This window comes from Acinetobacter sp. ANC 4805, from assembly GCF_022549495.1.
GTDB lineage: Bacteria > Pseudomonadota > Gammaproteobacteria > Pseudomonadales > Moraxellaceae > Acinetobacter.
The window spans coordinates 34,589-48,986 of record NZ_JAKZGD010000009.1; the positions used below are offsets into that span (position 1 = coordinate 34,589).

At 36.2% G+C, this 14,398-nt stretch carries 16 protein-coding genes and 2 pseudogenes; 16 read left to right on the top strand and 2 right to left on the bottom strand.

The features are described 5' to 3' along the window. Positions 1–9: 9 nt before the first annotated feature. Together tatB and tatC are read left to right on the top strand one after the other, a co-directional pair. On the top strand, positions 10–462 hold the full coding sequence (gene tatB / locus MMP60_RS12545; protein ID WP_241336640.1) for a Sec-independent protein translocase protein TatB: 453 nt from the start codon (positions 10–12) through the stop codon (positions 460–462). Beyond that, a complete protein-coding gene (gene tatC / locus MMP60_RS12550) occupies positions 459–1,196 on the top strand; it encodes a twin-arginine translocase subunit TatC (RefSeq protein WP_241336643.1) in 738 nt (245 codons plus the stop codon). Before tatB ends, tatC begins: the two co-directional genes overlap by 4 nt. A 169-nt stretch (positions 1,197–1,365) precedes the next feature. On the opposite strand, the gene MMP60_RS12555 is transcribed toward tatC, so the two are convergent. Next, a complete protein-coding gene (locus tag MMP60_RS12555; RefSeq protein WP_241336645.1) occupies positions 1,366–2,412 on the bottom strand; it encodes an AraC family transcriptional regulator in 1,047 nt (348 codons plus the stop codon). 192 nt (positions 2,413–2,604) lie between these two features. Here MMP60_RS12555 and MMP60_RS12560 point away from each other — a divergent pair, with 192 nt between their 5' ends. The 3 genes from MMP60_RS12560 to MMP60_RS12570 all read left to right on the top strand — a co-directional run bounded on the left by MMP60_RS12560 (position 2,605) and on the right by MMP60_RS12570 (position 5,735). Beyond that, positions 2,605–2,925, top strand: a complete 321-nt coding sequence (locus MMP60_RS12560) for a 2Fe-2S iron-sulfur cluster-binding protein (RefSeq protein WP_241336648.1) — start codon at positions 2,605–2,607, stop codon at positions 2,923–2,925. Between the two features lie 45 nt (positions 2,926–2,970). Continuing rightward, positions 2,971–4,428 (top strand): cytochrome P450, encoded by a 1,458-nt coding sequence (locus tag MMP60_RS12565; RefSeq protein WP_241336650.1) that lies wholly within the window; start codon positions 2,971–2,973, stop codon positions 4,426–4,428. Between the two features lie 71 nt (positions 4,429–4,499). After that, positions 4,500–5,735 carry an FAD/NAD(P)-binding oxidoreductase gene (locus tag MMP60_RS12570; RefSeq protein WP_241336652.1) on the top strand — a complete coding sequence of 412 codons (1,236 nt, stop codon included), beginning with the start codon at positions 4,500–4,502 and terminating at the stop codon, positions 5,733–5,735. A gap of 40 nt (positions 5,736–5,775) precedes the next feature. Here MMP60_RS12570 and MMP60_RS12575 read toward each other — a convergent pair. Then, positions 5,776–6,428 (bottom strand): annotated as a pseudogene (locus MMP60_RS12575) (IS1595 family transposase). A gap of 893 nt (positions 6,429–7,321) precedes the next feature. Here MMP60_RS12575 and MMP60_RS12580 point away from each other — a divergent pair. The 11 genes and pseudogenes from MMP60_RS12580 to MMP60_RS12630 form a co-directional block, all read left to right on the top strand. Further along, positions 7,322–7,741, top strand: a pseudogene (locus MMP60_RS12580) (transposase); the annotation flags it as partial. Positions 7,742–7,943: 202 nt separating this feature from the next. After that, positions 7,944–8,318, top strand: coding sequence for a hypothetical protein (locus MMP60_RS12585; protein ID WP_241336654.1), 375 nt, complete (start codon positions 7,944–7,946; stop codon positions 8,316–8,318). Positions 8,319–8,409: 91 nt separating this feature from the next. Further along, positions 8,410–8,670: a DUF2282 domain-containing protein gene (locus MMP60_RS12590; protein ID WP_241336655.1), complete on the top strand. Its 261-nt coding sequence runs from the start codon at positions 8,410–8,412 to the stop codon at positions 8,668–8,670. A gap of 48 nt (positions 8,671–8,718) precedes the next feature. Then, the gene (locus tag MMP60_RS12595) at positions 8,719–9,564 is read left to right on the top strand and encodes a DUF692 domain-containing protein (RefSeq protein ID WP_241336656.1); all 846 of its coding nucleotides are present in this window, start codon (positions 8,719–8,721) and stop codon (positions 9,562–9,564) included. Continuing rightward, positions 9,551–10,315: a DNA-binding domain-containing protein gene (locus MMP60_RS12600; protein ID WP_241336659.1), complete on the top strand. Its 765-nt coding sequence runs from the start codon at positions 9,551–9,553 to the stop codon at positions 10,313–10,315. Before MMP60_RS12595 ends, MMP60_RS12600 begins: the two co-directional genes overlap by 14 nt. Continuing rightward, positions 10,312–10,761, top strand: a complete 450-nt coding sequence (locus MMP60_RS12605; protein WP_241336661.1) for a DoxX family protein — start codon at positions 10,312–10,314, stop codon at positions 10,759–10,761. The genes MMP60_RS12600 and MMP60_RS12605 overlap by 4 nt, the downstream gene beginning before the upstream one ends. Next, positions 10,758–11,261 (top strand): sigma-70 family RNA polymerase sigma factor, encoded by a 504-nt coding sequence (locus MMP60_RS12610; RefSeq protein WP_241336663.1) that lies wholly within the window; start codon positions 10,758–10,760, stop codon positions 11,259–11,261. Before MMP60_RS12605 ends, MMP60_RS12610 begins: the two co-directional genes overlap by 4 nt. Next, positions 11,258–11,947, top strand: coding sequence for a DUF3379 family protein (locus MMP60_RS12615; RefSeq protein ID WP_241336665.1), 690 nt, complete (start codon positions 11,258–11,260; stop codon positions 11,945–11,947). Before MMP60_RS12610 ends, MMP60_RS12615 begins: the two co-directional genes overlap by 4 nt. A gap of 72 nt (positions 11,948–12,019) precedes the next feature. After that, positions 12,020–12,859 carry an AraC family transcriptional regulator gene (locus tag MMP60_RS12620; protein ID WP_241336667.1) on the top strand — a complete coding sequence of 280 codons (840 nt, stop codon included), beginning with the start codon at positions 12,020–12,022 and terminating at the stop codon, positions 12,857–12,859. Positions 12,860–12,942: 83 nt separating this feature from the next. Further along, complete coding sequence (locus MMP60_RS12625; protein WP_241336668.1) at positions 12,943–13,509, top strand: carboxymuconolactone decarboxylase family protein; 567 nt, start codon at positions 12,943–12,945, stop codon at positions 13,507–13,509. 216 nt (positions 13,510–13,725) lie between these two features. Beyond that, positions 13,726–14,328 (top strand): RNA polymerase factor sigma-70, encoded by a 603-nt coding sequence (locus MMP60_RS12630; protein ID WP_241336670.1) that lies wholly within the window; start codon positions 13,726–13,728, stop codon positions 14,326–14,328. The last annotated feature ends 70 nt before the right edge of the window (positions 14,329–14,398 follow it).

Below are 14,398 nucleotides of genomic sequence, written 5' to 3' on the forward strand. Positions count from 1 at the left end.
GGTTTAATCATGCTAAATTTGGGAATGACCGAGGTATTTTGCTTTGCAATTATTGCATTGCTTGTACTCGGTCCAGATAAATTACCTGAGGCGGCTCGTTTCGCCGCAAGGTGGTATGGAAAAATAAAGAAATTTATTAATAATGTTCAGAATGAAATTGATCAAGAATTACGCCTTTCTGAATTCAAAGCAGAAATGCAAAAAGAAATTGATAAAATGACTGAATTTGAACTCAGAATACAAAAACAGTTGGATGAGATTAAAACAGCACAGGTCATGTCACAAGCACTTGAAGTGGATCAAACTACAGCCCTATCTCTTCAAGCCCCAACAAAATACATCCCATTTTCAGCACATACTAAAATTCCTTTTAGCATCCAATACCAAACATTGTTAGCAAACGGTCAAGAGTCATCTCAAGCATTTGTGAAGTCTAGCTCAGGATTAAAAATTGCCGTATGAATCAAAATAATGAAACGCTTGAACAAATGCCCTTCATGCAGCATTTAACTGTTTTACGACAATATCTATTTAAAATTGTTGGTGTGACTCTTTTTCTTTTTTTCTGCCTATTACCTTTTCGAAACCAAACATACCAATGGCTTTCAGAACCATTACGGCAGCGATTACCAACCGCCTCAACGATGATTGCAACAGATGTCACAGCGACATTTATGGCGCCATTTAAACTCAATTTATTTGTATCATTTATGCTAGTGATGCCATATATAATTTATCAAATTTGGTCATTCATTAAACCTGCTCTATATGCAAAAGAGCGTCATTTAGCAATTCCTCTACTGTTAAGCAGTATTGTTTTATTTTATCTTGGTGTTGCCTTTGCATATTTCATTACTCTACCTGCAATTCTACACTTTTTTATTAGCGTATCTCCCGAAACTGTCGCTCCAATGACGGATATCAATAGCTATCTAAGCTTCTGTCTAAAATTATTCCTCGTGTTCGGTTTCACTTTTGAAATTCCAATTATTACACTGTTATTAATTTTAATTGGTGTAGTAAGCACACAAAGCCTAGCAGAAAAACGTCGTTTCATTATTGTTGGCTGTTTTTTTATTGCAATGTTTATTACTCCACCAGATGCATTATCAATGATTATGTTAGCAATTCCGATGTGGTTGCTTTTTGAGCTTGGTTTGTTCTGCGGTCAGTTAATCGAAAAAACAAAGTCATAATTGGAAAGGGCTTTGTTGTACAAATTTTTAAAAGTTAAAAACTATTCCCTTTGTAGAATTTTTGAAGTGCATCACCGAATGTCAATCAGATTAGTTGTGGTGAGTTGAACTCCCCCCTTTTTTCTAAGCACACATCAAAGCTCTTATACAAAACTGTATAGCATGAAAGTTAATTAGATCCTGAATTGGAATTCTTACGATAATCATGTGGTGTTGTATTGAACCAACTTCGAAATGCGCGCCTAAAATTAGATGCATCGTGGTATCCCAATAATGCTGCAATTGCGTCAATTGAAATATTACTATTACTTAAATACATGGCCGCTTGTTTGGATAACAGATTCTTTCGTATTTCTTTGAAACTCGTATTTTCCTTTTGTAACTGTCGATGTAATGTTCTTTTACTAATAAAAAGCGATGATGCAATATCCTTTTCATTCATATCACCTAATCGTTCTGAAAGTAATAATTTTTGAACCTGATATGTAGTAGAAGTTTTATGCGAATTGAGCTGATTTAATAATTTTTCACATTCATGGTTGGCAAGTAAATAGCTTTGATGACTTGCACAAGAATTAGGAATTTGACAAATATATTGTGGAATTCTGATATTGAAATTGGATTGAGAAAATTGATGATGTCCAGCAAGATAATCATGGTATGGATAGTTTGGCTTAGGATGTTGAAAGTTGATTTCCACCTCTTCTAGCATTTTACCTGTCAGAAATTCAGCATGCTCAAAGAAAATTCCAGTAATAATCTCAGATAACATAACGCTTAAATCTGATTCAACACAAGAGTCAAAATTAATTAGACATTCAACAAAAGACGAGCTTTTGTGAATTTTAAGATCAATCAAACTCATACGGGTCGGCATAAAATGTTGCGCTGCTTCTAATGCAGCCATCAAGTTCGGACTGCTATTTATTAAAAAGCCCATTGCACCATGTGTAGATGAAGATAAAGCTCTCCCTATCTTTAATCCCAAATAGGAATCATTGGAAAGCATAGATGCATTTCTTAATATTTGAACTTGTGCTTGCTGCGTGATGTAAATGTCATCATGTAGAAAAGTATCAACAGAAATCACCGTAAATTTTAACAATTGTGGGAGATCACGTATTTGTAGTCCCAATATCCGTCCAATTATGCGGGAATAAGAGATTGGAATTGTTGCTTTTTCCTCAGAAAAGAATAAATAGCCAAAATCACTCATGACAATCCCATCTCGTATTTAATAGAAATTTAATTTCTTTTAGCATAAACCTAGGTCTAAGAGTTTTAATAATTACATCTATTACAGCTAGTGTCTTTAAATGCCCCCCATATGTCAATAAATGACCTGTTTGGTTTGCTAACTTACGTTTAATTTAAGAATGAATCTATTTATAAGACTAGGAATAATCATATGGGACATATTGTATTTGTTGAGCATGATGGCCAAGAGCATATCGTGAATTTAATTGCAGGTCAGACCCTTATGCAGTTAGCGGTGGACAATGATATTCCAGGAATTGATGCCGACTGTGGTGGCGAGTGCGCTTGCGGAACTTGTCATGTCATGCTGCAACAAAAATGGTTCAGTGTTGCAAACAAAGCCGAAGCTGATGAATTACAAATGCTTGATATGACACCAGAACGTTCAGCCACATCACGATTGTCATGCCGTGTACAGATCACGGATGCAATGGATGGCATGGCGGTGCATCTGCCTGAATTTCAGATGTAATTGGACATTGGTGTTTTTACATATTGACGCAGCAGGAGATCAAACATGACGTTGGTCACATCCATTGTGGAAAAAGTCACAACGACGGTAGGCAACAAAGTCAATACTCATCCACAAGTTCAAAGCAGCAAACAGTTCTTACATGGTCAAATGACCCGATTTGTCCCACTACATACACAGGTTAGAGGCTTGCATTTACTGCAAAAACTTAAGAATCGTGTCTTTAATCAGGAATTTCCAGCATTTGTGGAACAGCCAATTGTCGATGTGTCTACATTAGAACTTGCAGAAATAGATGTCAGTAATCCATTTTTATATAAGCAAAAAAAATGGCAGTCGTATTTTAAACGGCTGCGCGATGAAGCTCCTGTACATTATCAGGCCCAAAGCCCATTTGGGGCATTTTGGTCAGTGACACGATATGAAGATATTGTGTTTGTCGATAAAAACCATGAGTTATTTTCAGCAGAACCTGTGATTGCAATCGGTAATGCCCCTGCCGGACTCAATGTTGAAATGTTTATTGCGATGGATCCGCCCAAGCATGATCTACAACGTCAAGCTGTACAAAATGTAGTCGCACCTCAAAACCTTAAAGAGTTAGAAGGATTGATTCGTTCACGTGTACAAGAAGTCTTAGATCAATTACCCGTCGATCAACCCTTTGATTGGGTTGAAAATGTATCTATTGAGCTGACTGCAAGAATGCTCGCAACACTACTCGATTTTCCTTATGACCAACGTCATCAGTTAGTTTACTGGTCAGATTTGATCGCAGGCAGCGTAGAGTCGACGGGCGGAACTAGTGACGATATGAATGAAATGTTTTTGGGTGCAGCAGATATGGCCAAACAGTTTTCTAGTTTATGGCATCGTAAAGCCGCACTAAAAGCGGCTGGAGCGCCGATAGGCTATGATTTGATTAGTTTGATGCAATCAAATGAGGCAACGCAAGATTTAATTCGCCGTCCAATGGAGTTTATGGGGAATTTGGCACTCCTTATTGTGGGTGGTAATGATACCACGCGCAACTCAATGACAGGCGGTGTGTATGCACTAAGCCTATTTCCCCAAGAGTTTACAAAACTTAAAGACAATCCAAGTTTGATTCCAAATATGGTTTCCGAAATTATTCGTTGGCAAACCCCTCTAGCGTATATGCGCCGAATAGCTAAGCAAGATGTAGAACTGAATGGTCAAACCATTAAAAAAGGCGACAAAGTAGTCATGTGGTATGTGTCTGGTAATCGTGACGAACGTGTAATTGAACGACCTGATGAGTTAATTATTGATCGCAAAGGAGCTCGTAACCATTTGTCTTTTGGTTTCGGTGTTCACCGTTGCATGGGCAATCGTTTGGCAGAAATGCAATTACGAATCCTGTGGGAAGAATTATTAGTACGTTTTGAGCATATTGAAGTATTGAGCGAACCAGAGATTGTGCAATCCAATTTTGTCAGAGGTTACGCCAAAATGATGGTACGTCTAAAGACTAAAAAATAACAGAAAAGGCTGATCTTAAGACAAATCAATAATGTTTGGTTTGAAAACTTTCTCAATTAATGGATGGGTAGATGATGAAAAATTCAATTGTTATTATTGGTACTGGGCATGCCGCAGCGCAGTTGGCAGTGAGTTTAAGACAACAGAAATTTCAGGGTGAGATTACCATGATTGGTAATGAACCATATCTACCCTATCATCGTCCGCCTTTGTCAAAAGCATTTTTGTCGAATGAAAAAACGATTGATGAATTGATGATTAGAACACCCGAATTTTATCATAAGCATCAAATCAACATTATGTGTCATCGAAATGTGGTTCAGATTGATCGTGTACAGCAAACTGTAAAACTCGATGATGGTCAACAAATAACTTACGATCAGTTGGCGATTTGTACTGGCGCTAGGGTGAGAAAACTCAGTGTTGAAGGCCATCAACTAAGAGGCGTGTTCTATATTAAAACAATTGATGATGTCATTCATCTTAAAAAGCATATGTGCACTGCACAACGTGCAGTAGTAATTGGAGGTGGGTATATTGGCTTAGAGGCAGCAGCAGTATTGAAGCATCATGGTTTGGCTGTTACCGTACTCGAAGCAGAAGAACGAATTTTAAAACGAGTCACAGCACCAGAGTTATCTGAGTTTTATACTCGCATTCATTATGAAGAAGGCGTTTGTATTCATGTCCATAAAAGTGTTGAAAAACTTGTTGGTACAAATGGCGCAGTGAAACAGGTTGTTTGTCAGGATGGAACTATTTTTGATACAGATCTAGTCATTGTGGGGATTGGAGTACTGCCCAATATTGAGTTGGCACAACAAGCAGGCTTGGAAGTCGAACAAGGGATTTGTATTGATGCTTATGGTCAAACTAGTGATCAACGTATTGTAGCTGCTGGCGATTGTGTCCAATACTTTAGTCAGCACTATCAACGCTCTGTAAGAGTAGAGTCAATTCCAAATGCCAATGATCAAGCTAAGATCGCCGCCTCAACCTTATGTGGAGATACAAAAACATTTGATAGCCTACCTTGGTTTTGGTCAGATCAATATGATCTTAAGCTACAAATTGCGGGTTTGAATAACGGCTATGATCAAGTGTATGTTCGAGGGAATCTAGCTTTAGGTCGTAGCCTAGCGATTTTTTACTATAAGCAAAACCGTATGATCGCCGCTGATTGCATCAATCGACCGCAAGAATTTATGTTAAGTAAACGAGTTATATCTTCTGGAATCAATCTAGACCCTATAAAACTCACTGATGATACTATACAGATAAATACTTTATTAGAAAGCTGTATCTAATCAATAATTAATAAAATTTTAGGGGCTGTAGTAGATTAGGTTAAATATCAGTCCAATTTAATAGTGTTTTCAACTGTTGCTTTGGGCTGCCATAATTAAATCGAAACTCACATTCTTTAATAAACAATGAAAAGGCATTTCGGTCAATACCATTGTATTTTCGAAGCACTCTTTTTGCCTGATTCCAAAAGTTTTCAATTCCATTGATATGATTTTGACCATCAGCAAAATTGCTTGAATGATTGATTCTATAGTGACTAAATCCTGCAACATCCAAAGCATTATAACTATGCCAATGATCTGTATAAACAACGCTATCAGGAGTGATTTTATTTGATATTACAGGCATTAGGGTGCTCGATTTAGATCAGGTACAATGACCGTATAGACTTTACCATTGCGCTTGAGTAAACCAAAAACAATCACTTTACCAGCAGCACCTCTACCACGCTTTCCTTTACGCACTCCACCAAAATAGCTTTCATCCAATTCGATCTGTCCTTGAAACACTTCAATGGCATCTTGGTCAAGGTGAAACATAATGATTTGACGAATTTTCCTATAGAACAATGCTGCGGAATTAGGTTGAATTCCCAATAAATTAGCAGCAGTTCTAGCGGTAACTTCGGCAATGAAAAACTCTAATAACCTTATTTTAATTTTTCTATTTAATTTACATCTAGTTATCTTCATAAAAGTAGATTATCACAAGGCTAATCTACTACAGCCCCAAATTTTTAAATTCTTTTAGTTTTAAAAATAGAAATAAATAGAATGTGTGTACTAGCTTAAACCTAAGCTGAAAGTTATCAATAAATGTTTCTTTTGTTATTCGATGTAATATTCTTTTCTTACATCCAATTTCATCATGGTATTTTTGACAATAGGCATAAAAAAAGACCTATAAGCTGCTGATTAGCTTATAAGTCTTTGATATATCTTGGTAGGTATAAGCAGACTCGAACTGCTGACCTCTACGATGTCAATGTATATTTTTTAATTAATAATCAATAATTTAAAACAAATTTGTGTCAAATTGGTTTTGTATTTTTTATGTAACCATAAGTTACGATAGAATTTATTGAACCTAAAATCGTAGGCGCCCAAATATATATCGTACTACCTTCTGCTTTGCCTTTAAAGTACAGCCTCATCTACTTTCACACTCAATGTTGATGCTGCAATTCAGCACCACTGGCTGTTGGTGCAGACAAGCCTCAAACAACTCATCCAATTTTTTTCATTAACTTGCACTTTGTCTTATATTCTTCGTTGCAGATAATCTACACATACTAAATTAGAGGTCCTATCATATATGGAGCAACATAGTTCAGACCAACGATGATCATTTGTTACCATTACTTCCAAAATCTTTCAAATTAGGAAAATTAGCCTAATATGTAGAATGAACATGCTAGCTTTCTTTTCCAGTATTGCATTGCGTAGAAGGTATGTAAATCAAGACTAGATGTCGTACAGCTAGCATAGAATGGACATTCAACGCTAGTTAATTCATTATACGAGAGAAGAATAAATATGTGTTCAACACTTTGATATTCTAGTTTCCGCGATAGGTTGAATAACCAAATGTGAGTGATTCGCAAGTCCTAGGGTGTTTACTTGATCAAATCCCGATCAATAAGCAGATTGATTCAGTCTATACAAATGGAGCTTATGACACAACACAATACCGTCAGGTCATTACAGATCGATAAGCGAATGCGGTGATTCCGCAAAGAAAAAATACAAAGCCCTGGAAAAATACAAAGACTAGTTCGCGAGAGCGAAATGAATTACTTCGAACAGTTAAACAATTAGGTAGAACACTATGAAAAAAATAGCCAGGCTATCATCTGCGAAGTTTGGTCGAAACCAAAATGCATTGCATCAAATTATTGGGCGATAAGTTATCAGCTAGGCATTTTTCAATTCAGGTACATGTAAGAATTGCAATTCTGAATAAATTTACGGTATTAGGCCGGCCACATACCCGAGTTGTGACTTAAATTTGAGTGAGTTGGGGATGCTTCATATTATAAATCTTTGTGTAAAAAAGCCTTGCTAAACAAACACTACTAGGTACTCCTGATAAAATATTGAACCTACTGGTTTTTTATTTTTTAATAGAGTGTAAGTATCTGATCATATAAAGGGTCATATTTGATGAGGTAAGCATAATGCTACTACCCAAGAATAGAGACGACACTAATGACTACAATTTTGAAATGTTTAGTTGCCATAGGAATGGCTTCAATACTTCCTGCTTGCACAAGCATACAAAAGCCATCGAATCAAACACAATTAAATAAGCAAATCACGACTATAATCGCACTAAACCAAGAGTCTAAGATTAAGAATAATCAATCACGCGAAACATTCATTCAACGTAAACAAATTGCCTTGCAACAAGGCATTGATCTATTAAATCAAATACAAGAGGAACGTATCTCACAACAAAAAACGTGCAAACAAGATTTATTTTCTGAACATCAAACCTGCTCTCCTGAACAGATTGAAGATACCCAACTTAGAATGTTAACAGTTCTTGTTGAAGCACTTATCAAAAATATAACCCCAGATTAAATTTAATTTCAACCAATATGTAAGGATTTTCAAAACTCTTGGTCTTTATCTATATCAGAGTAATTTCACTCTGAATATGGAGATATAAACAATGAAAAAACCAATCTTACATTCTTCGCTTATAGCTTTAGCAGTACTTGGAATTACAGCGAGTTCAGCGGCATCTGCTGCCAAACCAGGTATGGAGAAATGTGCGGGAATCGTGAAAGCTGGAAAAAATGATTGTGGTACAAGCAAGCATTCTTGTGCAGGTCAAGCCACAAAATCAAGTGATGCTGAAGAATGGGTATATGTACCAACTGGAACCTGCGATAAAATTGTCGGCGGTAAAGTCGTTGCTGCTAAGAAGTAAACATTTACCTCCAGCTTTTAGCTGGAGGTCTCTTTACTGGAGTTTACAATGACTAACCAAGCTATAATCTGTGATCATCGTATAGGTATAGGTTTACGTTCACCGCATATTCAAGATTTACTGTGTACTCAACCTAATATTGGATGGGTAGAGGTGCACAGCGAAAACTGGATGTGCGATCAAGGACCTATTGCCGAACGTCTACAAGAGATTTGTGAGAAATATCCTCTCAGCCTACATGGTGTTGGGTTATCACTGGGTTCTGCTGATGGATTAAATCATCATCATTTGAGTAAACTTACCAAGTTGATCGAACGAACACAGCCTATTCTTATTTCAGAACACTTAAGTTGGGGGAGCATTTCAGGTAAACACAGTAATGATCTTCTTCCCTTACCATTTAACCAACAAGCAATAGAATTATTGGTCAAACATATTGATCAAGTTCAACAAGTCATTGGTAGAACCATTTTAATTGAAAACATCAGTAGTTATTGTTCTTTTAACGAGTCTACGATGCCTGAATGGGAATTTATCCAAAATATAGTTGAAAAAGCTAACTGCGGTTTATTACTCGATATCAATAATGTCTATGTAAATGCTCAAAATCATGGGTTTTCAGCACAAGAATATTTAAGCAATATTCCTTGGGCAAAAGTAGCAGAGATTCATCTTGCTGGTTTTGAAGAAGAAGGAACCATTCTAGTTGATACGCATGGCCGTCCTATACAAGAGCCCGTATGGGATCTATATATTGAATCATTAAGAAATTTACCCTCTTCGGCTCGAACATTGATTGAATGGGATAGCAATCTCCCCCCCTTTGAACATTTACTTATTGAAGCTCAGAAGGCGAATTTTTATCTTCAGGGGATCAATTATGTTGTCGCTTGAACAACTTCAAATTCAGTTTTTTTCAATCTTGAATGGCAGCACAGCTCCTATTTTGGGAACTAAAAATATATCCTTAGCAGATTGTGAAGCTATTTATCGTCGAAACTATCAAGAGAACCATAGTCAAGCCTTGTGCTTAACATACAAATCTATTGTTAAATTAGTAGGGCACGATTATTTTCGAAATCTAGCGATTCGCTATCTTTCAATTTATCCTAGTTATAGCGGGGACTTGAATGATTATGGTGAAAACTTCTCTGACTTTTTAGTCCAACATTTACCACTATTACCTAATGGTAATAGTATGCCTTACCTTAAAGATATTGCTCAACTAGACTGGGCTTGTTGGCAAATAATGCTCGCTCCCCGTACTCCCGCACTAAATCTAAATGTTTTACTTAACTGGTCAGTCGAACAGCAACATAAATCACGACTTAGACTTGATTCATCTATTAAAATTATACGTTCAGATTATCCAATTCACAGTATTTGGAATTTACTCCAAACAGACATCGGTACAGTAGATATAAATTCTGGAAGTGAAACTATTTTAGTAGGCCGTCCCGATAATGAAATCTTGTTTTATAAATTAAAACCACCAACAGCTTTTTTACTCGAATATTGGCAACAGCACACACTCGAAGAAAGTTTAACAGCAGTCATGACTTCCTTTACCGATATAAATATTGCTGACCTTTTTGCTAACTTAAATACGCTCACAATAAATGGCGAACTATGGATCCAATCATGATGACTACTTGGACACGCTGGAATACACAAATACACGATTTTTTATTCAGTACACAAAGTGTATTTTTACTTGCCTTTCGACTTTGGGTAGCTTGGGTATTTTTCAAATCAGGGCTCATTAAACTTCAAAGCTGGGATGTAACCGTAGAGTTGTTTTCCTACGAATATGCAGTTCCTCTTCTCCCATCATTAATTGCAGCCCTAATGGCTACATCTATTGAATTATTATTACCACCTTTACTAGCTCTAGGATTAATGAGCCGAACTGTCGCATTCATACTTTTCCTGTTTAATATAATAGCAGCTATTTCATACCCTGATATGTCTGCTGCGGGTTTGAAAGATCATCAGCTTTGGGGATTAGTACTACTTTGGGTTTTTTTACAAGGTGCAGGCTTATTTTCGTTGGATAAATTAATTGTACATTCTTCAAGGTTGCGTAAATGAGTGCACCAGTGCGAGAGTTTGAGCTATCTGTACATGCTTACTCAAATGAACTATATCGATATGCTTATTGGCTTACAAAACATCCAAGTGATGCAGAAGATCTAGTACAAGACTGTTTCCAGCGAGCATGGCGTAGTTGGCACACTTTAAAAAATGAAAAAGCAGTTAAACAATGGTTATTTGCCATTCTACGACATGAATTCTTACGACGTTTTGAAAAGGAAAGACCTGAATTTAGTTCACTAGATGAACATCTAGAGTTACCAGCTATTGGTGTAGCTGAAGATGATATTTTAGCATTACGCCAAGCAATTCAACAGGCTCCCGTTAGTCTGCGTGATCCGTTTCTATTACAAGTCTTAGGTGGTTTTAGTTGTGAAGAAATTGCTCAAATCGAAAATACCACACCTGGTGCTGTGATGACTCGGCTTACACGTGCGAGACAATGGTTTCGTAACTTTTTAAATCCAGTATCTATTGGTAAGGAATCACAAAGATGAATTGTATAACAGCCCATAGACTTCTTCTAGAAAATCCAGCCAATGATGATCCAACTTTACTTAAACATTTACAGGAATGTTGTAACTGTCAAAATTTTGCAAACCAATTAAGAAAACAAGAACTGCTTTTAAAAGATGCTCTTGAAATAGATACTCCACCTAAGTTAGCCGAACGTATACTATTAAACACGATTCTGCGTAAGCCACGATGGCAACCTTATGCATTCGCTGCATCAATCATATTTATGGTATTTTTAGGTGTCGGTAATAATTATTTGCAACAACAAAGAACAACCACATGGAGTGAGGTTATATTATCTCATGTCCTTAATGAGCGAGCCTCATTAAAGAATGACGATCAGATTTCTCCAGATCAACTTTCAGCAGCATTAGTACACTTTAATTTAAATGCTAAAAGTAATATAGGGCGAATACGCTTTCTTGAGCCTTGCGAAATGCCTGGGGGTAAAGGTTTACATGTCGTTATTGATACGGTAGAACTAGGGCAAGTTACTCTTATCCTACCACCTAAGGGGGCGCATATTGATACTGGCTATACTCAACGCGAAGGTTTCATAGCAAAATTAGTGCATGTTGATAAAGTAACTATCGGGGTTGTCACTGAGCACCCTGATAAGCTAGAGCAATTAGATCAATGGTTGAATAGAAATTTATATATGGTTTAATCTTTAAACATACTAAGCGAATTAAGAAATCTATTTAAATGTTAAATGCTGAACAATTAAGAAATTAAATACATGGATTATTTTGAAAAAGTTCTCTCAAACATAAGAGTCAAAGCAAGTATTTACTATGCTGGCGATATATGTGGAACACTCGACTTCAGAAAAGATGATAAAGAAAGTCATATTCATCTGATCAAGGAAGGAGTAGTTAAAATTAGTGAGGTTGATGGTAAAAATGTATTAATCGATAAACCTAGTATTATTTTCCTACCACGACCTTACAATCATAAGTTAATTGTAAAGGACAATACTAATGCAACTGTGATTTGTGGAACACTTAAACTAGGCGTAAATATTCAAAATCCGATTACTACGTCTTTACCAGACCTACTGATTGTTGAACTAAGTAAGATAGATGGTATAGAAAACTTTATTGACCTTATACTAAGAGAATCTATTTTAAAAAAGAATGGTACAAGCGCAATTCAGAACCGTTTATGTGAAATCCTAATCATAAAGTTATTAGGGTATTGTTCTGAACATAAGTTATCATCAGGCGGTACGTTGGCAGGTTTTAGCGAAGTAAGAATTGCAAGAGCTTTGCATGCTATTCATTCTAACCCTGAAAAATTATGGACTGTTGAGAGCTTGGCTTATGAAGCCAACTTATCACGTGCGCGCTTTGCTAATCTATTTCACCATGTTCTAGGTACTACCCCACTTGATTATTTAACATCATGGAGAATGCTTTTAGTACAAGAACTTCTTTGTCAAGGCTTATCACTTGAACAAATTTCTTCAAAAGTTGGATATTCAAATGCAAGTGCATTGTCTCGGGCCTTTTCTAAACAGCTTGGCACATCTCCAATTCAGTGGCTAAAATCGACAACACAAGATATGCAATACGATTAGTATTGAATTAGATACTAGATGTATACTTTTTGAGGTTAAGTCGGACTAAAATTTCTTTACCATTTTTAAATAGAGAAATTATAATGTTTTCACCATACATAAAATCCCTTAAAGCTATCGACTATGACTCAGCTCAAAATCCACAAAGAGAATTATTAGATACTGCTCTAAATCAAGTAGGCTTTATTCCAAATATGTATTCGAATATGGTCAATGTTCCTGCTATTCTAAGTACCTATCTACACGGTTATAGCGCATTTAGAAAATACTCTGGTTTTAGCCCAACCGAGCAAGAAATCATTTTTCTAGCTATTAGCCAAGTGAATGATTGTAATTATTGTATAGCAGCCCACAGTACGCTAGCGGATAAAGTATCTGGTGTGCCAAAAGATGTGTTAAATTCAATTAGAACTGCTCAACCGATTAATGATGAAAAATTGAGAGCGTTATTCGAGCTCACCCAAGATATTATCATTCGTCATGGGCAGCCCTCATACGATAAAGTTAAAACTTTTTTTGATATTGGTTACTCTGAATTACAGTTACTTAATATTATCTTAGCCACTTCAGTGAAAGTGCTCAGCAACTATACTAACCATGCCTTTGGAACTGAGATAGATACACAATTTTCTAAATACCGTGTCGATTGATCATTTTTGGTTTGACACAAAAGTTTAACTGTTCGCATGAAATGGTCAAACATTGTAGATTTAGCAAATACATTATCAACTGTAAGAGCATTAAATATAAATGTTATATTCATCAATTGGATGAATATAACATTTAAAATTAACTACCCCATAACACGACCAACTGCCTAAGGCCCTATTTAAAAATCAATACTGAGTGAAAATGGAATAAAGATCATGACTTTTCAAAACACATCGGTCTTTGACGATCCTAAATTTATTGCTCATTTACGATCTCAGATGCTTCATTTTGCGACTTTACAACTTTCAGACTTCCATCTTGCTGAAGATGCTGTACAAGATGCACTCATCAGTGCTTATGAATATGCTGATTCTTTTTCAGGTCGATCCGCATATAGAACATGGGTTTTTGCAATTCTTAAAAATAAAATTATTGATCTACTTCGGAAGCGTAAAAGAACTACCTCTATTACAAGCTTATGTGAAGATGATGAATCAGAACAACTTTTTTTAGATAAGCTATTTAATCAGAAAGGTTTTTGGCACGTCAACCAAAGACCTGTCTCTTGGAAACTACCCGATGAAAGTATTGAAGATCAGGATTTCTGGAAGATATTTGAAGCATGTTTAGAACATCTACCAGCCAAGCAAGCACAAGTCTTTATGATGAGAGAGTTTTTAGAATTAGAATCAGTTGAAATCTGTAATCAGTTAACAATGACCGTTAGCAATTTGAATGTACTAATCTATCGTGCTCGTCTAAAACTTAGAGAATGTTTTGAAAACAAATGGGTAATGGAAGGAGAATGTGAATGCTAAATTGTCATCAAGCTACTCAACTGCTCTCTGAAAAAATGGATAGACCACTGAATATAAAAGAAAACATGTC